21 protein-coding genes are annotated in these 21,659 nt (G+C 47.4%); 8 read left to right on the top strand and 13 right to left on the bottom strand.

From position 1 onward, the window contains the following. Window positions 1-14: 14 nt before the first annotated feature. Window positions 15-239: a spore germination protein gene (locus tag AB4114_RS25575; RefSeq protein WP_056610720.1), complete on the bottom strand. Its 225-nt coding sequence runs from the start codon at window positions 237-239 to the stop codon at window positions 15-17. A gap of 223 nt (window positions 240-462) precedes the next feature. Here AB4114_RS25575 and AB4114_RS25580 point away from each other — a divergent pair, with 223 nt between their 5' ends. Beyond that, a complete protein-coding gene (locus AB4114_RS25580; RefSeq protein ID WP_441990986.1) occupies window positions 463-921 on the top strand; it encodes an Hsp20/alpha crystallin family protein in 459 nt (152 codons plus the stop codon). Window positions 922-1,398: 477 nt separating this feature from the next. Here the strand turns inward: AB4114_RS25580 and AB4114_RS25585 are convergent, their stop codons facing one another. The 8 genes from AB4114_RS25585 to AB4114_RS25620 all read right to left on the bottom strand — a co-directional run bounded on the left by AB4114_RS25585 (window position 1,399) and on the right by AB4114_RS25620 (window position 9,196). After that, complete coding sequence (locus tag AB4114_RS25585; RefSeq protein ID WP_441990987.1) at window positions 1,399-1,947, bottom strand: C40 family peptidase; 549 nt, start codon at window positions 1,945-1,947, stop codon at window positions 1,399-1,401. Between the two features lie 237 nt (window positions 1,948-2,184). Next, window positions 2,185-3,549: an ATP-binding protein gene (locus AB4114_RS25590; protein ID WP_441990988.1), complete on the bottom strand. Its 1,365-nt coding sequence runs from the start codon at window positions 3,547-3,549 to the stop codon at window positions 2,185-2,187. Then, window positions 3,546-4,286 carry a response regulator transcription factor gene (locus AB4114_RS25595; RefSeq protein ID WP_441990989.1) on the bottom strand — a complete coding sequence of 247 codons (741 nt, stop codon included), beginning with the start codon at window positions 4,284-4,286 and terminating at the stop codon, window positions 3,546-3,548. The genes AB4114_RS25590 and AB4114_RS25595 overlap by 4 nt, the downstream gene beginning before the upstream one ends. 46 nt (window positions 4,287-4,332) lie before the next feature. Continuing rightward, window positions 4,333-5,202: a PIG-L deacetylase family protein gene (locus AB4114_RS25600; RefSeq protein WP_441990990.1), complete on the bottom strand. Its 870-nt coding sequence runs from the start codon at window positions 5,200-5,202 to the stop codon at window positions 4,333-4,335. A 76-nt stretch (window positions 5,203-5,278) separates the two neighbouring features. After that, window positions 5,279-5,488 (bottom strand): hypothetical protein, encoded by a 210-nt coding sequence (locus AB4114_RS25605; RefSeq protein WP_441990991.1) that lies wholly within the window; start codon window positions 5,486-5,488, stop codon window positions 5,279-5,281. Continuing rightward, window positions 5,488-6,654 (bottom strand): Ger(x)C family spore germination protein, encoded by a 1,167-nt coding sequence (locus AB4114_RS25610; RefSeq protein ID WP_441990992.1) that lies wholly within the window; start codon window positions 6,652-6,654, stop codon window positions 5,488-5,490. The genes AB4114_RS25605 and AB4114_RS25610 overlap by 1 nt, the downstream gene beginning before the upstream one ends. Then, window positions 6,651-8,087: a spore germination protein gene (locus tag AB4114_RS25615; protein ID WP_441990993.1), complete on the bottom strand. Its 1,437-nt coding sequence runs from the start codon at window positions 8,085-8,087 to the stop codon at window positions 6,651-6,653. The genes AB4114_RS25610 and AB4114_RS25615 overlap by 4 nt, the downstream gene beginning before the upstream one ends. Window positions 8,088-8,101: 14 nt before the next feature. Further along, a complete protein-coding gene (locus AB4114_RS25620) occupies window positions 8,102-9,196 on the bottom strand; it encodes a GerAB/ArcD/ProY family transporter (RefSeq protein ID WP_441990994.1) in 1,095 nt (364 codons plus the stop codon). Window positions 9,197-9,377: 181 nt separating this feature from the next. On the opposite strand from AB4114_RS25620, the gene AB4114_RS25625 reads away from it, so the two are divergent. Beyond that, on the top strand, window positions 9,378-9,701 hold the full coding sequence (locus tag AB4114_RS25625) for a hypothetical protein (protein ID WP_441990995.1): 324 nt from the start codon (window positions 9,378-9,380) through the stop codon (window positions 9,699-9,701). An 86-nt stretch (window positions 9,702-9,787) separates the two neighbouring features. On the opposite strand, the gene AB4114_RS25630 is transcribed toward AB4114_RS25625, so the two are convergent. Then, window positions 9,788-10,753, bottom strand: a complete 966-nt coding sequence (locus AB4114_RS25630) for an aldolase catalytic domain-containing protein (protein ID WP_441990996.1) — start codon at window positions 10,751-10,753, stop codon at window positions 9,788-9,790. Window positions 10,754-10,923: 170 nt separating this feature from the next. Between AB4114_RS25630 and AB4114_RS25635 the strand changes: the two genes are divergently transcribed. The 4 genes from AB4114_RS25635 (at window position 10,924) to AB4114_RS25650 (ending at window position 15,401) form a co-directional block, all read left to right on the top strand. After that, entirely contained in the window at window positions 10,924-11,772 is an 849-nt protein-coding gene (locus AB4114_RS25635; protein WP_441990997.1) for an inositol monophosphatase family protein, read from the top strand. Window positions 11,773-11,859: 87 nt separating this feature from the next. Then, a complete protein-coding gene (locus AB4114_RS25640) occupies window positions 11,860-12,276 on the top strand; it encodes a hypothetical protein (protein WP_441990998.1) in 417 nt (138 codons plus the stop codon). Between the two features lie 850 nt (window positions 12,277-13,126). Next, window positions 13,127-13,867: a hypothetical protein gene (locus AB4114_RS25645; RefSeq protein WP_441990999.1), complete on the top strand. Its 741-nt coding sequence runs from the start codon at window positions 13,127-13,129 to the stop codon at window positions 13,865-13,867. A 178-nt stretch (window positions 13,868-14,045) separates the two neighbouring features. Continuing rightward, the gene (locus AB4114_RS25650; RefSeq protein ID WP_171632839.1) at window positions 14,046-15,401 is read left to right on the top strand and encodes a dicarboxylate/amino acid:cation symporter; all 1,356 of its coding nucleotides are present in this window, start codon (window positions 14,046-14,048) and stop codon (window positions 15,399-15,401) included. Window positions 15,402-15,466: 65 nt separating this feature from the next. Here the strand turns inward: AB4114_RS25650 and AB4114_RS25655 are convergent, their stop codons facing one another. From AB4114_RS25655 to AB4114_RS25665, 3 genes are all read right to left on the bottom strand, one after another. Beyond that, on the bottom strand, window positions 15,467-15,625 hold the full coding sequence (locus AB4114_RS25655) for a hypothetical protein (protein ID WP_171632838.1): 159 nt from the start codon (window positions 15,623-15,625) through the stop codon (window positions 15,467-15,469). 828 nt (window positions 15,626-16,453) lie between these two features. After that, complete coding sequence (locus tag AB4114_RS25660; protein ID WP_441991000.1) at window positions 16,454-17,713, bottom strand: NAD(P)/FAD-dependent oxidoreductase; 1,260 nt, start codon at window positions 17,711-17,713, stop codon at window positions 16,454-16,456. A 212-nt stretch (window positions 17,714-17,925) separates the two neighbouring features. Next, window positions 17,926-18,858: an FAD:protein FMN transferase gene (locus AB4114_RS25665; RefSeq protein ID WP_441991001.1), complete on the bottom strand. Its 933-nt coding sequence runs from the start codon at window positions 18,856-18,858 to the stop codon at window positions 17,926-17,928. A gap of 214 nt (window positions 18,859-19,072) precedes the next feature. Here AB4114_RS25665 and AB4114_RS25670 point away from each other — a divergent pair, with 214 nt between their 5' ends. Continuing rightward, complete coding sequence (locus AB4114_RS25670; protein ID WP_056610663.1) at window positions 19,073-19,756, top strand: response regulator transcription factor; 684 nt, start codon at window positions 19,073-19,075, stop codon at window positions 19,754-19,756. Continuing rightward, entirely contained in the window at window positions 19,753-21,267 is a 1,515-nt protein-coding gene (locus AB4114_RS25675) for an ATP-binding protein (protein ID WP_441991002.1), read from the top strand. The genes AB4114_RS25670 and AB4114_RS25675 overlap by 4 nt, the downstream gene beginning before the upstream one ends. Window positions 21,268-21,659 lie beyond the last annotated feature (392 nt).

The raw sequence follows: 21,659 nt of genomic DNA on the forward strand, positions 1-21,659 counted from the left end.
TAGGCTGACAATTGTCAGAGGATATTGCCGCTCGCGTTCGCATCAATAAAGTCCGAATCATTGGTGACCGTCGTACTATAAGTATTATAGACACGCGGGAAATCCCCGGTATTAAATGAACCGGCTCCGGCGAAAGTCTTGGAGGAACTAGTAGGTGAAATAATAAAGGAATCGCCGAAATGAACGACAGAACTGGAGCCGACACTAATAATTTTCACATTCCCGACGATAGCTGGCATAATCCGATCCCCCTTGCGTTATCACACCTACAGTATATGAGGTATCCGCCTAGAGGTGCTCTGAATTTTCGGGAAATAGTAGGAAGTATATGTTTCACACATTACATGAGCTATATTTTTAGATAAACGCACTCGTCCTAAGTGGGACGGCGTAGCCGTTTATTGTAAGGGTGTCACATCGGAACTTAGGCACATATACTGTTAGCAAAATGAGGTGATAGGCTTGAGCGGATTTAATCGCCATCCTTGGCTGAAGTGGGAACAGGTCGAGAAGTTTCTTGGACAAAAGCTGCCTTTCGCCGAACAAGGGCAGACCTTTCTAGATAATATGACGTGGGCTGAAGGATATGTACAGGACATGCTGAAAAAAGCGATGCCAGGCATGGATACCAGCATTTCATCCTCTGGAACCATTGGTACAGAAATTTTTGAGACGCATGAGCACGTCATTGTTAAGGTGAAAATTGCAAAGGAAGAAGACCCCAGAGCGCTCCAAGTGTTCGTCAAATCAAATCAAATTAAGCTGACAGGTTTTTCGAATGGTAAGAATCGTATCGTAAAATTGCCTACGCTGGTGCTGCCGAGAACTGCCAATGCCACCTATAAGCAGCGAGTATTGGAGATCAAGATTCGCAAGCGCGGTTTGAAGGAGAGCTATCATGAGGCGTATATCCGGTACTAGTCACCGAGTAGTAACCCAAAGAACCCCCTTAGGCCATATGGCTGAGGGGGGTTCTTTGGGTTTGGTTGGGAGGAGCGACTTAGTTGGTGGGGCCATTCGCCCAAACTGATCAATAAGCCGAACAATCCCAACTCACGGAGCTCTCCGCCACACGCGCCCCGCAAACCTCCTATCAGCTCCCCGCCACAAGTAGCACGTTCACCTCCCGCGCCACTTCCCCCTCCACAAACTAGATGGATTTCCTGTAGTTATTTCCGCAGAAAACAAGCCGAAAATGAAAACAAATGGATTATATGTAGCTAATTTCAGCGTTTCCTCACCTGCCAAATAGCCAATATTAACGGGAGGAAATCCAGCTATTTTGTTTTATCACACAAAAAGAGCCGAAATAGATGGAGGTTTTCCATCTAATCCGACTCTAGTCCATTTACTATGTTAAGCGGTGAAACACTTGTCTGCCTAAATCACCCTAACCGACTACAGCACGCGACGTGCTGTCATATAACGGGAAGACCAAGTCCCGCTGTTCAGATCGGTAACGCGAACACCGCCAGCGCCGTAGGTTTGAAGGATTTTATTATTACCTGCATAGATCCCTACGTGGTGAATGACACCCGGCTTACCAGGGATGGAGAAGAACACCAAATCTCCAACACGCAGGTTGCCGCGGGATACATACTTACCAACACGAGCTTGTTGTTGAGATGTACGCGGCAGGCTAACGCCTACTTTTTTAAATACATATTGTGTGAAGGAAGAGCAGTCAAAGTTACGTGTTTGACCTGCAGTAGCTCCGAATTTGTAAGGTGTTCCTAAATATCTTTTACCAATGGAAATGACTTGGCTGCCTCTGGAAGTTGATGTTGCTGAAGCTGTAAGCGCTGTAGCATTGGCTACTCCTGTTGACGCACTCGTAGCTGCTTCTGCTTTACCTGGTGTAGCTGCTGCAGCTACTGATAATCCTATAGATACGGACAATGCCGTCACGACTAATTTTTTGTACCAAGTTTTTTGCGGGTTTTTCATAGGGAATGCCTCCTTAGAGTTTTTCGCGAAAAAGCCTATTAGTTAAGCTCTCGCTGCGTTATCTCAAGTAAACTTATTTCATATGGTTCAATGAGTTTGGCGATGTGGTTGTCCACCTGAGACTCAGTATACCAGATGAAAATTGCCCTATTATTTACCATGCAACCTTGTAATTCGTGCTATAACAGGGGGAAAGCTCAATTCTGAGAGAATGATGAGAATCCCCTTATAATGTTCTTATTGACAGGATTGTGGAAGCGTTACAACGGCCGTGGAGCCTAGTCCTAGACTACTTAAGAGCTCGATGGTTCCTTGATGTTTTTGCACAATATGCTGGGCAATAGCGAGTCCAAGACCTGCTCCTCCTTGCTTACGGTTCCTAGCTTTATCAGACCGATAGAAGCGGTCAAAGACATGGGGGAGATCCTCCTCAGGGATGCCAATGCCTTGATCCATGACTTTAATAATCACCTGTTTCTCTTGCAAACAGATGCGGATATCCACGATCTTCTGGCTATATTTTAAAGCGTTGTCTATTAAAATAATAAGCAATTGCCTGATCTGATAGGGATCGCCTGTCATCGGAAGTTCTTTCATATTGAGCTCGAACTGTACACGAATCTCACGGGAAGAAGTGACGCGGAGAGACGCGGCGGTTTGCTCAACCAGTGGGATAAGGTCGAATTCAGTATTCTGTTCGCAGTTTGCACGGTTGGTATTCGTGAGCGAAAGCAGATTTTGTGTGAGCAGTTTCAGCTGGGCGGACTCAGACACGATGGCCTCTAGTGCCTCTTCCCGCAATTGATCATTGCTGGAAGCCCATCTTCGCAAGAGACTTGCATAGCTTTCAATAATCGTGAGCGGGGTTCTCAGCTCATGAGACGCATCGGCAAGGAATTGCTCCTGTTTACGAAACATATCTTGCAGCCGGTCAATCATACGATTGAAGGTGTTGCCGAGCATCATCAGTTCATCATTTGCTTGGTTGGCAGGCAGTGTAATATGACGGAATGAACCGCTTTCCTCAATGTTTTGCATGGTCGCGATGAATTGTTTGAGCGGTCGAAACAGCACATTCGTATAAAAATAACCCCCAATCAGAGCCAATATGAGCGCACCAATGGAAGTCAGGACAAGAATCGAGATCAACATTTCGGAGTATGTGCCTAGCCTTCGCAGGCTGCGTCCTATTTCTAAGAGGGCAACTTGTTTTCCGTCTTTGAACACGGGTGTCCGTACGAATAATATGATGCCATCTGCATCGGTTAATAGGGTCTCTGACGCCTTAGTCGAATAGCTTGCTGGGTAACTGGCCAGATTCGTATCGGAATAAATCTCATGTGCAACCTTCGAGTCTGGTGTAATGTAGCGCAGCATTTCTTGTGGGATGAGCAGCTCATCCATTTGCATATTGTCTTTCCAGTATTCGGGATGGTTAGGTAGATCTTTCAGCAACAAAGCCCTGGCTTTATCCTTCAAAAGGTCAATCTCACCCTTCGTTGTCACGCGGATAAACATGTAATATACAAAGGTAAAACTGAAGAATAGGACCACCATCAAACCGATCGATACCCACAACGTAATTTTAAGTCTTAAGCTCATACAGACTCCTGTCCATCGGAGGAAGAGTTGCCTTCTGAATCCGTCTTTTCCGTCTTAATCAAATAGCCGATGCCGCGAATCGTTTGAATCAGTTTAGTGGTGAAAGGCTTGTCCACTTTCTGACGTAAATAACGGATATACACATCGACAACATTCGTATCTCCGATAAAATCATAGCCCCACACCTCGGTAATAATTTGCTCACGCGACATGACCTCGTTCTGATGCTGAATCAGGAAGCGCAGCAAATCAAACTCCGTTGGCGTTAGCTCAATCGCCGTGCCCTCACGCGTGACCGCCCGGCTCTTCAAATCCATCGTAAGCTCATCGACTTTCAACAAATGATCTTGCTCAGGCACTTGTTCTTGCAGACTCTTCTGCCGGAGCAGACTACGAATGCGGGCTAGCAGCTCTACAGTGGCAAAAGGCTTCGTGACATAGTCGTTAGCGCCCTGATCCAGCCCGCTGACGCGATCAGGGATGGCATCGCGCGCAGTCAGCAGAATGACAGGAAGGGAAGCATTAACCTGTCTAAGGCGCCTTAGAACCTCAAGTCCGTTGAGCTCTGGGAGCATAACGTCAAGAAGGATGAGATCCCATCCTTCTTCGCTCAAAGCAGCTTGAAGTCCAGATCGCCCATCCCCACAAATAAGTACCTCATAGCCTTCATGCTCAAGCTCCAACTGCAGCACACGGGCAATACGTTCTTCATCTTCAATTAGCAAAATGCGGCTCATAGCGGCTCATATTCACTCCCAAAGCCACTGCAACAGACAGCGGCATTCATTTGTATGCATTCGGCGTCCAGAAAATCTCTTCACATTTGATAAAAGATTGTAGAAACTCCGGTTCTACTTGAATCTGCGTACGATAAGCAAGCAGTGCCTGCCACTTGCAATAGGCCTGGGCCAGCGTCAGTGGTCGGCGGATCGGCGGCGGCCAAGATACATTCAACGGAACGCGATGCCCCTCTGCAAGGTGCGCTTCGAAAGGAAGCTCCGGTGTGATGCCCCGTGGCCATGGCCACTGAGATTCCGCACCGCTATGAATCAAATAGGTATAGAGCGCACCCGTATACCCAGTTTGCAGGATGGCTTCCATTACGAAAGCATGAGCCGTCGCGTGATCGAGGTGGGTATCGGCAGCATCGGTGACATAAATCTCATGAGGCTGCAGCATCGTGATCAATGCTTTCGTATCACCGAGGGCGCAAGCCTTCCGATACGGTGCGGGGCAGCCGTAATACATCGAGTGAAAATCAGGCACGAGCCCGCCGTAAGTTGCCTGCCGCTGCGTAAAACGCTGCTGAAAGGGCGGCATCGCGCCCGTAGTGGCATATACACGGCCCAGCCCGGCATCTGGATAGCCGAGGAACGTCAGATCCTGTGGGCGAAGCCCGATCATCGCTGCGGCTGTCAGAGCCTCTTGCTGGCGTATACGCGCCAGCTCTAAGTAATGCGCTGGCCCTAGCTCCTCTGGCGGCTTGCCGAATAAGAGGGTAGCCGCTTCCGGGTAGCCATCGCCATTCGTGAAGAACACGACATGAACTCTCTTGCCGCAGGCAATGGCGTCCATGATCGTGCCCGCTGTCCCGAGTATTTCATCATCGGGATGTGGAGCAAATATAAGCAGATCAATCGGGTATATCTTCAAAGGAAATTCCTCCCACGAATGCATTAATCAATGAGATTAATGTATGTGGGCAGAAGTGGAAGCGTGTTAACCCGACCTACTTCCAGCCAGGGAATAAGGGTTTTGTAGGTTCTGGAAGACGGAATCCGCTGATAAAGGCGCAGCCGATTCCCCAAGCTAGGATCATCCAGATGAGAAAGACAAACGCTTGTTTACGGTTTCCTTTTCCCTGTTTCGTCCAATAGGACATTTGCTGGATGGCGATGAGGATGGATGGAATCGTAAGTGCGGTCAATTTAATCCACATTATTGACTAATCTCATCCTCTCTTAAGTAATAAGGAGCGCCCTGAACACCAATTTGAAAAATATTAGCGTCAACTTTGAATTGAACGTCGACTTCAGGGAAGATAGTTTCCCAATCCTTCTCGATTTTTTTCCACAGCTTTGGATACTTCCGATAGACAGATTGTCCAAACCCGACATTGTCCGTCTTGTAGGTCGTTTGCAGGGTGTGAAAAAGCTCCTGATATATCTTCGTAACTTGCTCTTGGAAAGATGCATTAAGCTGCTTCATAGTCGCTGGATCACTTGGATCCAGTTTCGAGCGATTATCCATGATACGGCCAGTAGCGTGAATATCCACAATAAAATGCGGCTGCTCACCGGAGACTTCCACACGTTTCTTCGTAGTTAACGTAGTGAGCCGGACAGACAATTTATTTTTCTGTTCAGGGAGAGCTACCTCCACGTCGCCGAAAGGCTTTTTGCCTAACAGGCTTGTAAGCGCAACAGCTTGCATGTTGTCCACATAGCCTACCAAAGCGGTTTTATTAAACAAGGCAACACTGTTCAATAAAATTTTATCATCTTTATCTTTGGAGAACGCAGCTGCAATGGGCTCAATACCTGTAGCAGCGGAGGAGGCATAGAAATTGCGAAGCATCGAAGGGACTACCATTTTTCGAACTATGATTTCACGCAAGGCTTCTTCCTTCGTGGCTTCTAAGGGGTACTCCGTCTCGACGAGACTTTTGGCATCGGTATTCCGGGCAATAACAAGATAGGTGCGCAAACGATTTTTGGGATTTCTTGAAATCAAATCTAGCAATGGCGCCATGTTTTGCCGGGCTAAGGATTCTCCGACCATGAAGATCCTGCGGTGTGAAGGCAACATATCTCTTGAAAGCTTGCGCTCTAGCTTCACGGTCATAGCCTCCATATTGTCGCCATAATCGACGAGCGGCATGTACGTCTTCTGTTGCGTGCCACCACTTGTGGTCAATTGGCCAGCACCAATCGATTTAGGAATTGCAACTTGAACATAGCCACGGTATTTGCCTGTATCCGCCATCAGATCAAATGCGGAAAGCTGAATGATGGCAATGTCATTAATTTCTTTGCGATCCCAGCACCCTGTCAGAAGGACCAGCATCATCGTATACGTCATCAGTTGACTCATTCGTCTCATCATTCGTGCCTCTTGGTATCTGCCTCTGGCGGAGTTGCAGCCAGATCACGGTCAAGGATCCAATGCGGAGAACGGATTAGAAAGTCCCGCAGTCCTTTTAATCGTAAAGGTCCAATTGGAGATAGGTAGGGAACGCCAACGGAGCGGATTCCCGTTAAATAGATGGCAAGCGTAAACAACCCTAGCAGGATTCCGACGAAGCCGAGCGTGCCAGCGAGCAAGAGCAGCAGCAAGCGCATGATCCGAATGGAGAAGGTCATGTTATAGCGCGGAATCATGAAGGAAGCGATTCCCGTTACGGAAACGACGATCACCATGGGGGTCGATACGATACCTGCTTGCACAACCGCTTGTCCGATAACGAGAGCGCCGACGATACTGACGGTTTGTCCCATGACGCGTGGTAATCGGAGTATCGCTTCCCGGAGTGCTTCGAATGTAATTTCCATGATGAGTGCCTCAACCATAGCAGGGAAAGGGGAGGCTTCGCGGGCTCCTGCTACAGCAAGCAGTAAATTCGTCGGCAGCATTTCGGGATGGAAGGTTGTAATGGCCACATAGAGAGAAGGCAATAGCAGAGCCAGAATGATGGACAGAGAGCGAATAAACCGTATGAAGGTTGCACTGGTGAACATCAAGTAGTAGTCTTCGCTGGACTGGAAAGCCGACCAGAATTGAAAAGGAGCAATTAACACGAAAGGCGTATTATTGGTGAAAATAGATACTTTCCCTTCTAGGAGAGCGCCTGCTACCACATCGGGCCTTTCTGTGTATTCCATGGTAGGGAAAATACTGAAGGGATGATCCCGAATCATTTCTTCGATATAGCTGCTTTCTAATACAGCATCAATATGAATAGCGGATAGCCGCTTCATGATTTCATCGACAATTTCTTGATCCGCGATGCCGTCCAAATAAATGAGCCGTACTTCCGTTTGGCTGAGCGCGCCGATTTGCCAGGTTTTGATCCGCATTTTGTCTGTTTTCAAACGACGTCGAAGTAAGGCGACATTCGTTTCCAAATGCTCTGTGAAGCCTTCCCTAGGGCCGCGGACACCTGATTCCGTTTCAGGCTGCTCGATATTACGATGTGGCAGGCAGGCCAGATTGGCCAATATCACCTGCATCTCCCCTTGCTCGGCGATCATAACAAAGCCAATGAGCAGACTATCGATCAACGTTTCAAATAAATTGGTTTGTTTAACTTCAGGTGTCAGAAGGTGGGAGGATAGCGTTTCAGTTGTAGGCTGCGCTTCAAATAAGGGTTTGGTTATCTCGCGTTCAATCCGATCTGCGTCAACCAAGCCTGAGATGTAAGCAATAAGGGTAGAACGGATGTGTACAAAGACTAAATCTGGATCATGATCAAGCTGCTGATTGATATCAGCTTGCAGCTGAGCCACATCGATGGCCTCATCAACAGGTGTTTGTTGCATCCGATTCACCCTCCTTAGCTCCCTACGCTGCGTTTTCTAAATACCCCGTTCAGGATGAAAATAACCAATGGGATTATGACGAATAAAGGGAGTTCGATAATCCAAGGAACAATCTTCAGGCCAACAAAAATATGGCTGGCAATGTTTTTGGCGGTGAAGATGGAAATAAACCAAATCAGCAAAGCGACTGGTATAATAACCGCGCGATGATTTTCCGTTTTCCACTGCATGGTGATTGTCGTGCATGCCGCGTAGGCGTACAGAATGATTTTGAACAATCCGCCAGTAACGAAAGTTGTTACGACAAAGGGATCCAAATTGTCGATGAAATCGGCGATTCGGATCAACTGAAAGCTGGTGAGAAGCGGATAAAAAGAACGATAGAACAGATCCGCTCCTAGCGTACTAACGGCAACGAGATCAAGTAAGACAAAAACAGCGCCGACTAGAAGAGAGGAGTACAGCGCGGCCTTGCGAAACTTGCGAGGACTGACAGTCAATTTCCAGAATACGGCGAAGACGATAACTTCACCGAAGGTCGTTGTTAAGCCTAGCGGGAATACCGTTACGCCAATACTTCGCCAGTCCGATGCCACTGGCAGCAGCCACGAGAAGTCAATGACATCCGAGAAGAAAAGCAGAATGAGTTGGACGCAGGTAAACAAAAATACGATGATAATACTGAGTTCAGCTAACCGAGCAATGCGTTCAATTCCAGCATAACAAGCATAAGCAACCAATACGACAAGAAGCAGCATTAAGAATGGAGCTGGTGTACTTGGGAGTAGAAATGTGCTCATCAACTCGCCTAAATCCCTTAGAATGCGCCCCGATTCGTAAATAAAAGCAAAAATATAGAATGAGGTTAACAGGTGGCCTACGTACTTGCCGAAGGTTATTTGAAGCAGGGAAACTAGGGTTTCACCTGGATTGCGTTGATAAATACGAGAAAACATCCATACGATGCCTATCCCAATGGTTGCACTGAGTAGGGCAGCTAACCAAGCGTCCTGCTTAGCACCGCCAGCGAAGCCAAATACAATGGTTGTACCTAGCTGGAATAAAAACAACAGACAGAATGTTTGCCATGTCGAGAGCACTTGAATCACGCAGAACCCCCCTGACGTGCTAATGATCTTACTATTTTCAAATTGGAGAAAAAATATCCTTCCTTGCCTTTAAACACCTGAAGTTATACGGAATAGATAGTGAAATTGTCCATTAGCCTAGTCCACATGACCCGATGCCGACATAAAATAAACCCATAGACGTAATGAAGGAGTAGAACCTATGAGCATATCTCCCAAAAAGAAGGTGCGCATCAAAGTCAAACACAAGGTAGCGATTTTACTCCAAGATCGTGATGCTACTGCGAAAGTTTATGTGGAAATTCTTGGGGATCTGAAATCGCGGGAAGTTATGATGGAAGCTATAAAACGCTTAGAAGATGGGTTAATCTATACGGATGAGAAATGTACGATGTTAATTGATAGTGAATATATCGAGGTGTTTCCGAGAAGGAGTCTCAGTCGAAGAGAAGGGGAGGACTTTATTTTCTTAATCGATCGGGCTTTCGCAGAAAACTATGTCGTTTCGGCAAAAATTATCAAGTAACATTAACATGTGGTGCAAAAACCCCTAATCGTGCAGTCAGGAGTTAATCTTTCCTGAACTGGCGAATAGGGGTTGTTGAGGTTATTTTATTTCTTGCTTGCAGATGGGAATGTTTCTACGGAAGTTAAACGATCGTAGAATTCAGTGAAATTATTTCTTTCAGCTGAGTCAAGTAAGGCCATTGCTGTGCGCGGGTGCTCATCGAGTGCACCTACGATCATGTATGGAATGAGGTAGCCCCAATCCCATTTCTCACGCATTGTGATCATGTGCTTCTCAATGATTTCAAGAACAGGACGCACATCGTAGCGCGCACCCTTGAGGTGGCTGAGCAACAATTCAGTCGTACAGTTACCAGCAGCGCGACCCATACCGTACACGGATGAATCCAAGAAAGTTACGCCTTTGGAAGCTCCTGTGATCGTGTTAGCGAAAGCAAGCTGCATGTTGTTGTGCATATGCAAGCCTAGCTCTTTCTCAGGAAGTAAGCGTTGGAATTTGGATACGAGGTAGTCAATATCTTTGCTGCCCATGCTGCCGTAAGAATCTACGACATAAACAACGTCAACTGCGCTTTTGTTGATTTCTTCAAAGGCTTCCGTTAATTCGTTCTCCATTACGTGGGAAAGCGCCATGATGTTCAGGGAAGTTTCGTAACCCATATCATGGAATTTCTGAACAAGCTCAAGACCTTTATCAACATCCTTGATGTAACAAGCAACGCGAATCAGGTCAAGTAAGCTGTCTTCACGAGGCAAAATGTCTTTCTCATCCACACGTCCGATATCAACAAGAGCGGATAGTTTTGTATCTGTTTTTTTGGTGATAACATCACGCAAGAAGGATTCGTTTAGGAATCTCCAAGGGCCGGATGAGCCGCCTTTTAGTAGCTTTTCTGAGTTTTTGTAACCAATTTCCATATATTCTACGCCGGCAGCGCTCAAGCCGCGATACATATCTTGGACAAACTCCACGCTAAAATCCCAATCGTTAACTAAACCGCCGTCTCGAATCGTACAATCCAAAATCTTGTRTTGATGATGCTTTACCATACTCGCAAATACCCCTTTCGACAGCTCTTGTCGCCTTCTGATTTTGCTATATTATCACTTATGAACAGGTGGCTTGTCAATGCAAGCGTGGGCTTCCGTACAACTTTTCTTAGGTAGGATATGGTAATATGGAAAAGACAAAAGTGATCATGCAAAGGGGGATGCACGGAATGAATCGGAACGAATGGACATTAGCAAGAGAGGTTGCTGTAGGAGCAGCGGTGAAAGCAGGTGAATTGGCCAAGAAACGTTTCGGTGGTCAATTCATCCTTGCGCACAAAGATGAGCGTGGCGATCTTGTGACAGAGGTGGATGTGCAGGCGGATCGTCTTATCGTGGATGACATCCTAAGTGTGTTTCCGACTCATCGCATCTATAGTGAAGAAGCGGGTGAGGGTGGAGCAGCAAGTGATTGGGTGTGGCACGTGGATCCCTTGGATGGGACGAACAATTTCGCACTGGGCATCCCCTTGTACGGTGTTTCCATTTCTTTGAGTTATCAAGGTCGGATTGTACTGGGTGTCGTGCATGATTCAGCTATGGAGCTCACTTACGTGGCTGTTCAAGACGAAGGCGCTTGGCAAGGCAGCAGGAGAATACTGGCGCAGCCAACGGGGATGCTGACGAAATCTACGATTTCGTGGATTCAAGGGCATGCTGTAACGAAGGAAGATCAGCGAGCATTAGTACTTCGACATTATCTGGAGTATTCGGTCAAAAGAGTGATGCGCGTATGGGCGCCTTCTATTGTGTGGGCGATGCTGGCCAGAGGAGATCTGCACGGGGTTGTTCTGTACAACTCCGAAGGGGAGGATCTCTATGCTGGCTTACTGCTTGCGCAGGAAGCTGGTGTGAAAGTGACGGATTTCGCAGGAAATCCGGTTGCTTTACTCGGTGGCACAGCAGTCGTAGAGGAAGCGGTGACGGACGGAGCAATCTATCTGGTCGCCGCTGTACCGGATTACCACGCCGAGCTGCTCCAGCTTGTACAAGAGGCACTGATGACGACGGTGACATAGGTTTTCGAATAGGATAGGAACAATTAGTGAAACCTAATGGCAGACTTTCCATTAAATTCTTTATATTTGAAGAAAGGGTGCTATTAGATGAAGGACTTTGTTCCTATCTTTTTTGAATTCGGTCAAACGCGAGATGCGTTGCTGGCGTTAGACACATTAGAAGAGCTCGGCTATAAGCCTGAGCTGCTGGAAGGGGAGCGCGCAACGCTGCACATTCATCTAGATGCCCAGGAGATTACCTCGGCGATCGAGATTGCTCAGTCCCACGGCGGACGGCTCCTGGATCGGTCGCAGATGCAGTCCGAGCAGGCCACTTTCGCAATGGCATATGACCTGGAGGGCTCTATCCGCATTCCGGCACATACCGTGAACGAGGATTGGCCCGACAGCTATGCCGCATCCGCGTTGGTTGCAGATCGTGATGCGGTACCGAGCGATGACGAGGCGGCTTTCGATCCTTCGGCGGATGATTACAATCACTTTAGCGCCGGTATTCGTATTTAGCTGGCGTTGGTGGTTGGGGATTCGAAGCGGGACTGAGCGAGACTGAGCGCGGACCGAGCAGAAAATGAGAGTTAGCTGAGCAGGGACTGAGATAAAAAAGCTCGAGGGTATGATCCTCGTGCTTTTTTGGCCTGGCCACTGTTGTTCTTCTAAGAATAGATGGATTTTCTACAGCTAATTCGGGAGTTTTTCCTCCAAAAACCAGAATAGATGGATTTCCTGCTGTTAAATTCAGATTTTTTTGTCAATATGACCAAATTTAGGGGAATTACATGTATTTTTTCCATCTAAACCTAATATGGAAGGGAGATTGCCTGAAGTAGCTGTACTTTTTCCAGTTAGTTATTTTGTGCTGTTTAACTCAAGACAGCTCCTCCTTAGACCGAGTAAGCCAATCGACTTTTTCCAACTCGACAGAACTGAACCCTACCTCAAACTAACTCACTTAAACTAAAATAAACCTCTTCACCTTTCCCTCAAACTGACCCAGAATAAACGGTAGCTCGCCGCACTCAAACTGGCCCAGCGCAACAGACTAACTCAACGCAACAAACCTCACTGATGCACCAACTAACTCGTCTCCCCAACCCACCCACAAGCTATCTCATCACCACGTCTCCCGAACGCATGCACAAGCTATCTCATTACAACACCGCTCACCCGCCTCCAGCCTTAGCTCATCACAACGCCCCAGCTTTATACTGGCTCCAATAGTTGCTCCTCCTTTTCCAACATTATTTCATAAGGTGTTGAAAAGAATGTAACCTTTCACACCCTGCATACGTTTGGTGTAATAAGGAAGGTATTTGAAAAAGGAGTGGTTCTCATGGGATGTAGGAGGAAGATCGCCATGACGGTGGTTATGGTCAGTTTGGTCAGCGTACTAGCAGGCTGCAGCGAGAAGATGACCGTAAATGGGGGCTCGAGTAGCTCTTGGCCAACGACGCAACCAACCACGAGTGTCACTTCGTCGCCCTCTCCTGTGCCAACGACACCAATTGCGACGTCTACGCCGCAGGCAACAGCTAGCATGAAGCCGTCTCCAGTAGCAACGCATCCCAGCTTTTCGACAGCGGCAGATGCGAAGAAAGTGATCGAAGCCCGTGCCCAAGAAGTGATGGCCCTACTAAAGGAGAAGGAAATATCGAAGCTTGCAGGGCTCGTGCATCCGCAGAAAGGTGTACAGTTCTCACCGTATTCCTATATTCATACAGCGACAGACATTCAAGTACAAGGTACTAATCTTGCGACGCTATGGGCTAGTACGAGTCTCACGCATTGGGGAACTTTCGATGGGTCAGGCGACCCCATTGATCTTACAATGCCAAACTATTGGGCTAAATTTGTGTATAACGCTAACTTTGCCGCCGCACCACAAATTAGCTATAACACGATGATTGGCAAAGGGAATATGATCAACAATGTGTTCAGTGTGTACCCCACTTCTTCCTATATAACAGTTGAATACCATTTCCCTGGCTTTGATCCCCAGTATCAAGGTATGGATTGGACCAGCTTACGACTCGTTTTTGAATATACAGGATCACAGTGGTATGTGGTTGCTGTCGTCCATGATCAGCATACGATGTAGAAGATTTACACGAAATTTCATAAAAGAGATCTAAAACCGAATCGACCTTCGTATAAATAGAGGGATTGTTCGGTTTTTTATGTTAATTGGAAATTGTAACCATTGACAGCCTATGTGAGTTGTCATATATTTATCACAATTAAACCAAGTGAACCAATAGGGATTGGAGATGTTGAGCATGCAAAACAACTTAGTAAGCGCATTTCAAACGAACTGGGTCAGTTTAGTCGTTTCATTAGTAGTGATTGGATTTATTTATTTTTTGGGTAGAAAGAGAGTCAGCTTCGGTAACCGCGTATTTATCGGTTTAGGATTAGGTATCATCGCGGGGGTCATTTTTAATCAAGCAGGTCTGCAATTTAAAAGTGTTAGCACGATCGGAACGATTTACGTCAATCTGATCAAAATGCTTGTTATGCCGCTGGTATTTATCTTAGTTATTAACAGTATTTCGTCGTTGTCMAGCATGGCTCAACTTCGTAAATTGGGTTTTAAAACGATTGGTTGGTTCTTACTTACAACGGGGATCGCGGCTTTGATCGGTCTACTCGTGGCATTGGCGATTGATCCAGGTAATGGGATCGCTCAGGCTGTTCCGAAGGATTTTAAAGCCAAAGAAATTCCGACTTTCTCCCAAGTTATTTTGGATCTGGTACCATCCAATCCAATTAGCGACATGGCGAGTGGTAAGGTTGTACCGGTTCTGATCTTCGCGATTTTCGTAGCTGTGGCGATCGTATCCATAGGCTCCAAAAAACCTGAAGCTGTTGCATCCGTGAAGTCTTTCGTAACTTCTGCAGCTGCGGTTATGCACCAAGTTGTTAAGTATGTTATTCGTTTGACACCTTATGGGGTGTACGCGTTGATCGCGGCTATGGCAGGGAAATATGGTTGGGAAACGTTAGAGCCTCTAGCTAAAATCATCCTAACTTCGTACGTGGCACTTATTATTCACTTCGTATTGGTATTTGGTGGTCTTGTACTGCTGGTGGCAAAAGTGAACCCGATCAAGTTCTTCAAAAAGGCATATCCAACTATCGCTGTTGCCTTCACAACACGTAGCAGCTATGCAACATTGCCTGTGAACTTGGAAGTTATTACGAAACGCCTTCGCGTTTCACCGCGTATCGCAAGCTTCGTGGCACCGCTTGGGGCAACGATGAACTTCAACGGATGCGGCGGCGTTTGGCCGGCGGTTGTAGCGATTTTCGTAGCCAAAGTATACAACCTTCCACTAGGTATTTCTGAGTATCTATTGTTGATTCTAGTAGCTGTCATCTCCTCCATCGGGGTAGCTGGTGTACCAGGTCCTGCATCCATCTCCACAACGGTTGTATTGACTGCACTTGGCTTGCCGCTTGAAGGTATGGGTCTAGTTCTAGGCGTTGAAGCCTTGATCGACATGGGTCGTACAGCTGTTAATGCAACTGGAACAACAGTTACAGCATTACTTGTAGCTGAATCCGAAGGTGAATTCGACCGCGCTGCATTCGATCGTGATGAGGAAGAAGAGTTGGAATTAGCAACTGCTTAATCGGTACAAATGAGAAAAGACGAGCGACACCGAAGAGGTGTTTGCTCGCCTTTTTGGTTTTTGCTCTAAAACAGCGGGAATACGAACCGAACCAAAAAATACAGCAGTCCGAAAATGATAATGATATACGCTGCATATTTAATAAAGGTTGATGCGACAAGTCCCTTGTCATATTTTTGCTCAATGCGCTTCTGCTCAATGTCCACGCTTTTCGTCGGTTCCATCGTTTTCAGCTCCCTTGTTTGGTATGGGGTTGACCTCTACCAACTAATACCCGCTTGGGTGGAAGCTGAATCACGGTACTGCTACAAAAAACAACTGACATCGATTTGGTATTACGAATCTTAGATAGTAGTGTTGCATCGCTGCATGCGTACCCGCAAGCAACACTCGACTTCCAAGCAACACTTTTCCGCCAAGCGACTTCCATATCCTAGCTACCCGAGGGGGACAGAGTAGAAATAGATGGAAAATCTACAGTTAAACTAGCCGATTTCAATCGAAATCACCATTTAAATGGAAAAACTCCAGCTAATTTCTCGTCATTCGTCCTTCTCAGCGAAGATGTGCAAAATTAGCTGGAGGAAATCCAGTTATTTTAAATAAATGGCGTTTCTTGAGCAAAATAGCTGTAGTTTTTCCAGTTAATGAAGTTCAATTGCGTCGGGGGAGTGGATTTTCTGTGTAAAGGGAGGTATCCACTTAGTCCTGCATCGCTGCATGCGTACCCGCAAGCAACACTCGACTTCCAAGCAACACTTTTCCGCCAAGCGACTTCCACATCCTAGCTACCCGAGGGAGACAGAGTGGAAATAGATGGAAAATCTACAGTTAAACTAGCCGATTTCAATCGAAATCACCATTTAAATGGAAAAACTCCAGCTAATTTCTCGTCATTCGTCCTTTTCAACGAAGATGTGCAAAATTAGCTGGAGGAAATCCAGTTATTTTAAATAAAAGGCGTTTCTTGAGCAAAATAGCTGTAGTTTATCCAGTTAATGAAGTTCAATTGCGTCGGGGGAGTGGATTTTCTGTGTAAAAGGAGGTATCACTTAGTCCTGCATCGCAGCATGCGTACCCGCCATATAGCCCGTCGAGAAAGCTGCGGTGATGTTATACCCACCCGTGTAGCCGTGAATGTCGAGGATTTCTCCGCAGAAATAGAGCCCATTCATGAGCTTGGACTGCATCGTGCTCGGATCCACTTCTTTGAGCTGAATGCCGCCTCCAGTCACGAAAGCTTCCTCCAAAGACAGCGTCCCCTTGACGATAATAGGGAAGGCCTTCATGAGCTTGCACAGCTCCAACCATTTCTGCTTCGGAATGTTGTCATACGTCAGCAGCTCGTCCAGCTCCGATTTCGCGAGCAGAAGCGGAATGAGCCGCTCGGACAGCAGGGACTTGAGCACGTTTTTGATCGCTTTCTTCGCGTCGCTCCTCGCAAGCGCCATGCTCTCGTTGTACACTTCGTCGGCGCTTTGCTCAGGGAACAAATCTACCGTGACGAGCACTTCCTTGCGCTCGGATTTGTTCAGTTCCTTCACGACGAACTGGCTGCAGCGCAGCGCGATCGGCCCTGATAGGCCGAAGTGGGTGAACAGCATATCGCCGCGATGCGCTATAATCGGCTTCCCCTTCGCGTTCAGCACGCTGAGCGTCACGTCGCGCAAGGACAGTCCTTGCAGCTCGCGGCTGCGGATGAAAGGCTCCTTCGAGGTTAACGGAACCTCGGTCGGAAAAAGCGGCGTGATCGTATGCCCGCCCGCCTCAGCCCACGCATATCCGTCTCCCGTGGAGCCGGTATGCGGCACCGAGCATCCGCCGGAGGCGACGATCACAGCGTGGCTATTCAGCGTCTCTCCGCCTTGTAACTGGACGCCGCTCACGCGGCCGTCCGCGTACAACACCTTTTTGACCGGACTGTTGGTCCGGATCTCCACACCTTGGCGCCGCACTTGGCCGATCAACGCGTCGACGACGGTTTTGGCCTTGTCACTGATGGGAAACATCCGACCATTGTCCTCTTCCTTGAGATGGATGCCGAGGTTTTCAAAGAAAGCAATAATATCCTTATTCCCAAAATGGGTGAATGCACTATAAAGGAATCGCCCGTTGCCGGGGATGTGCTTGATCAATTCATCCATGTCTTTGTTGTTCGTCACGTTACATCTGCCGCCGCCAGATATGCCGAGTTTGCGCCCTAGCTTATCGCCTTTATCGACGAGCAGCACCTTCGCGCCGTTCCTGCTTGCAGCAATACTAGCCATGAGGCCAGCAGAACCGCCGCCAATTACGATTACATCATATGTCATTCCATAAAGCCCCTGCCTCGCGTATTTTCTCATATCATAGCATGTAAAGAGCTAGATATTCAAAAGATACACACAGCACGTGGATAACTTGTTGATAAAATGGCTGTTTTCGTGGATAACCGACCTAACGTCTGTGGACAAACATAGGTGAAATGTGGATAACATGCATTTTTTCCTAATTTCATCCACAAACGATATTCTATGCAAATCCTTTAGGTGAAACTATCAACATCCTTCTTATGTCCATCGCTAAAATGATATTGATCGATCTGAAGATCCAGCCACCGATGCCCAAGGGAAGTTTCCCGCCCGTAGTAGTGAAGCTCATCTTGCTTGGTAAGCACAATCGCTTCACAAGCATCACTGCGTTTGGCGAGAAGGGACAGGCCAGCCTCTAGCCCAAGTGAGCCTAACAATCGTGCCCATACATGGCATGCCACGAGATCTTGGCCAGCAACTGTGCACTGCAGTACATCGCTGCCAGAGTCAGAGTCAGGATCAATGCGATCCTCAAGCGGGCTGTAAGTAGATAGCGCTCCTTCTGGCATCACAATTGCGCCTAACTTGATGTTTTCTTTCCACGGGTTTTGGATCCCAATCATCCATGGCTCCTGCTCAGGGCTAGACGGTCCCCATACTGTGACATCGCCCTGAGATAGCAAGCGCCCTCGTGAAATGGATAACGTTTTCTTCAAGTAGTCGGTTAATCGTTTCAGGGACCAGCTTTTGTCGAGTCCTTGCAAATGAATATACGTATGCTCCGGCAGCATGACTGATTTGGTCATAGGATTTACCCTCCAGCTTTGCGATGCAGGAGCTGGCATGTGCGTTAGCGATGGTTGTTCTTTATATAGAAGAGGCGTGTATTTACCATCTGTAATGGCTTGATACATTTCAGCAAGGAAGAGCACCTCTAGCATCGCGTTGGACACAAGGCAGCTTTCACCGGCTAATGTATTTAAAAGGTTGATTTCACTCTCAGGGAGACTGTGGCTAAATCGCTTCTCTTCACGCCCGAACCATTCGTTGCCGATCTCATGAATTCGCAGCTGTTGTCTCTGCTCACCATAGGGAAGAAGAAGTTCAATAGCCGAATCCAGCGTTTGAAAATGAAAGGGGAGGAAGGTGCCTGTCGTCATTGTCATCGGGAATTCCTCTTTTCTGTCGAAACCTTACTTATTCTGAGATCAGTATATGAGAGATAGCTGAGATTGAATTGACCGTTAGCTGAAAAGTAGCTGAAGATTCTCGAACTTTCAGCTAGCTTTCAGCCGCTGCTCAGATTGCTTTTAGGCAGGATATGGGATACTAATTGTAGAAGTCGTGTACGAATGAATTTCTCGGGGGAGACGATGGCAGATGCGTCAATTAAAAGGGATTAAAATACTACTCGTCGATGACGAGCCGCATATCTTAGAATTTCTAGAGCTAGGGCTAACGAATGAAGGTTTCGAAGTGATGACGGCACAGGATGGCATTAGTGCGATCACAGCTTGTAATAAATTTCAGCCGCATATCGCGATTCTGGATGTCATGATGCCGGGGATGGATGGTTTCGAGGTATGTCGCATGATCAAGAAGACAGACAATGTCGCGGTCATTATGCTAACAGCCAAAGATGAAATCGATGATCGGGTAAAAGGGCTCACACTCGGAGCCGATGATTACATGATCAAACCGTTTAGCTTTGAGGAGCTGCTGGCGCGGATCTATGCGCGGATTCGGAACCATTTTCCAAACTTGTTCGGGGAAGTTGTTATTGGACCGCTTCGTATGGATGATCGCCGCAAAGAGATAAGTATGCATGATCGGATCTTAGAACTGTCGCCAACGGAATACGAGTTGCTTAAATTCATGGCCATCAATCACGGTCTTGTGCTGAGTAAGACGATGATTCTGGATAAAGTGTGGGGCTATGATTTTGGCGGCGAGGAAAATATTGTGGAAGTGTACATACGCTCCCTGCGTGACAAGTTAGGAGATAAGGAGCACAAGCTGATTCGCACCATTCGCGGGGCGGGGTATCGGATGGATTTGACATGAAGACGCGCGGTTGGTTCGCAGCTGTCTTGGAGACGAGATCATTAAAGTTTCAAATTTTATCTCGCACGCTGCTAGTCATGTCTGCACTCTTACTGTTGATCGGCGTGTTTCAATATGTATTCATGCAGCAGTTTATGTTTCAAAATAAAGCAGAGACAATTCGGAACCAGCTTGCAGCGCTGCCGCCTAACGTGTGGCTTCGGGCTGAGCTAGGGGGCGATAAGAATACGAGCCCATTTCTGCCTAGGCAGGATTTCATGCGCAACAATCGACAGGATAATTTCGGCGAAGGTCCGCGGATTTTCGTACCGGATTTAACGATTGCACTGATTGATGACAAAGGGACCTATAAACTTGTATCCTCCCAAGATGAACAGTCGACGTTAGAGTTGGACAAAGAAGAATATGTGAGAATCCTGCAAAAGCGTACAAAGAAACAGGATCACCTGATCATGAATGACAGCAAAGGGAATGAGCAGTTAATTGTGTTTCATCAAATCGGGGGAGGAGAACCGGATCGTTCCCGCGGCTACCAGGGGCTCATTCAAGCAAGCACAAGCACAGCGCCGATTAAGGATGTCCTACTAAGGCAGCTGTTAACGTTCCTATTTCTATCGATGTTGGCGATGGTCATTGGGTTGTTAGGTTTCCTGCCTGTACTGCGGCGGACGCTTGTGCCACTATCTAATTTGGTAGATACGGTAAAAAGTATTGATTCCGGTAACTTGAATGAACGTTTCCCTGACCATCAAGGGCAGGCGGAGATGGATCGCTTGGCGACTTCCTTCAATAGTATGCTAGAGCGGTTGGAATTTTCTTTTGAGGCGGAAAAGGAAGCGAAGGAGCAGATGCGGCGTTTTGCCGCGGATGCCTCGCATGAGCTTCGCACACCGCTGACCTCCATTCATGGCTTCCTGGAGGTACTGCTGCGCGGGGCGTATCAACAGCCCGAACCGCTGTTGAAAGCTTTGAAAAGCATGCACGGTGAATCCGTCCGCATTAATAAATTAGTTGAGGACCTGCTGTTGTTGGCCCGTTTGGACCGAACACCGTCTTTCCATAAGACGGAGGTAGCCATGGACGATGTGCTTCATGAAATGGAGCATCAGCTGCGTCTGCTAGCAGGCGAGAGGGCAGTTACCTTCCTCTTGGAACCGGATACGCTGTGTCATTGCGACCCGGATAAAATCAAGCAGGTCATCCTCAACCTGTTTCATAACGCGGTCCAGCATACGCATCCCGAGACAGGTGAGGTAAGGGTTTCACTGACGAGAACGGACGCAGGCGTTGAGATCGCTGTACGCGATAATGGTTCAGGAATTGCGCCGGAGCATATCGCGCATCTGTTTGATCGGTTTTACCGCATCGACTCCTCGCGGGCAAGACGCAGCGGCGGAGCGGGCTTAGGCCTTTCGATTACGCGCTCCATCGTGGAGCTGCATGGCGGATCCATTCATGTGGAGAGCAGCGTCGGTGAGGGAAGCGCGTTTATCGTGCGGTTGCCGGGATAGGTAGTAGAGAAGAGGCTGACGCTGAGGCGTTGGCCTCTTCTGGTCTGTTGGCGTGGTGAGTGGGGAGATAGGATGGCTAAAGAAGCCCAGAGTGGGGGGCATAGCAGGTTCATGCCGAGTATGCAGCCTAAGCGGGGTTATAGATGGATTTCATACAGTTAATTTGGATGAAAATCCTGCTTTTGAGCAAATAGATGGATTTCATGTAGCTAAATTCAGCTGAAGTGGCTGATTTCACTGAAATCCGGTTCGGCCCCTTAATTATGGAGTCTATCTGCTGAATACTTGCTTTCTCGCAGTTTCTCATTTTTCGTATTCAACCTTTTTTAAAGGGTAATCTCCACTACCCCTAATTTATTTGCCTTCCAGGCCTCATGATATCGGCTTGGACT

The organism is Paenibacillus sp. 2RAB27, from assembly GCF_052115445.1.
GTDB lineage: Bacteria > Bacillota > Bacilli > Paenibacillales > NBRC-103111 > Paenibacillus_E.

Excerpts from the sequence above, each read along its gene's own strand:
- AB4114_RS25575 (WP_056610720.1), bottom strand. The coding sequence starts at position 239 with ATGCCAGCTATCGTCGGGAATGTGAAAATTATTAGTGTCGGCTCCAGT.
- AB4114_RS25585 (WP_441990987.1), bottom strand. The coding sequence starts at position 1,947 with ATGAAAAACCCGCAAAAAACTTGGTACAAAAAATTAGTCGTGACGGCA.
- AB4114_RS25590 (WP_441990988.1), bottom strand. The coding sequence starts at position 3,549 with ATGAGCTTAAGACTTAAAATTACGTTGTGGGTATCGATCGGTTTGATG.
- AB4114_RS25595 (WP_441990989.1), bottom strand. The coding sequence starts at position 4,286 with ATGAGCCGCATTTTGCTAATTGAAGATGAAGAACGTATTGCCCGTGTG.
- AB4114_RS25605 (WP_441990991.1), bottom strand. The coding sequence starts at position 5,488 with ATGTGGATTAAATTGACCGCACTTACGATTCCATCCATCCTCATCGCC.
- AB4114_RS25610 (WP_441990992.1), bottom strand. The coding sequence starts at position 6,654 with ATGATGAGACGAATGAGTCAACTGATGACGTATACGATGATGCTGGTC.
- AB4114_RS25615 (WP_441990993.1), bottom strand. The coding sequence starts at position 8,087 with ATGCAACAAACACCTGTTGATGAGGCCATCGATGTGGCTCAGCTGCAA.
- AB4114_RS25625 (WP_441990995.1), top strand. The coding sequence starts at position 9,378 with ATGAGCATATCTCCCAAAAAGAAGGTGCGCATCAAAGTCAAACACAAG.
- AB4114_RS25635 (WP_441990997.1), top strand. The coding sequence starts at position 10,924 with ATGAATCGGAACGAATGGACATTAGCAAGAGAGGTTGCTGTAGGAGCA.
- AB4114_RS25640 (WP_441990998.1), top strand. The coding sequence starts at position 11,860 with ATGAAGGACTTTGTTCCTATCTTTTTTGAATTCGGTCAAACGCGAGAT.
- AB4114_RS25645 (WP_441990999.1), top strand. The coding sequence starts at position 13,127 with ATGACGGTGGTTATGGTCAGTTTGGTCAGCGTACTAGCAGGCTGCAGC.
- AB4114_RS25655 (WP_171632838.1), bottom strand. The coding sequence starts at position 15,625 with ATGGAACCGACGAAAAGCGTGGACATTGAGCAGAAGCGCATTGAGCAA.
- AB4114_RS25660 (WP_441991000.1), bottom strand. The coding sequence starts at position 17,713 with ATGACATATGATGTAATCGTAATTGGCGGCGGTTCTGCTGGCCTCATG.
- AB4114_RS25665 (WP_441991001.1), bottom strand. The coding sequence starts at position 18,858 with ATGACAATGACGACAGGCACCTTCCTCCCCTTTCATTTTCAAACGCTG.
- AB4114_RS25670 (WP_056610663.1), top strand. The coding sequence starts at position 19,073 with ATGCGTCAATTAAAAGGGATTAAAATACTACTCGTCGATGACGAGCCG.
- AB4114_RS25675 (WP_441991002.1), top strand. The coding sequence starts at position 19,753 with ATGAAGACGCGCGGTTGGTTCGCAGCTGTCTTGGAGACGAGATCATTA.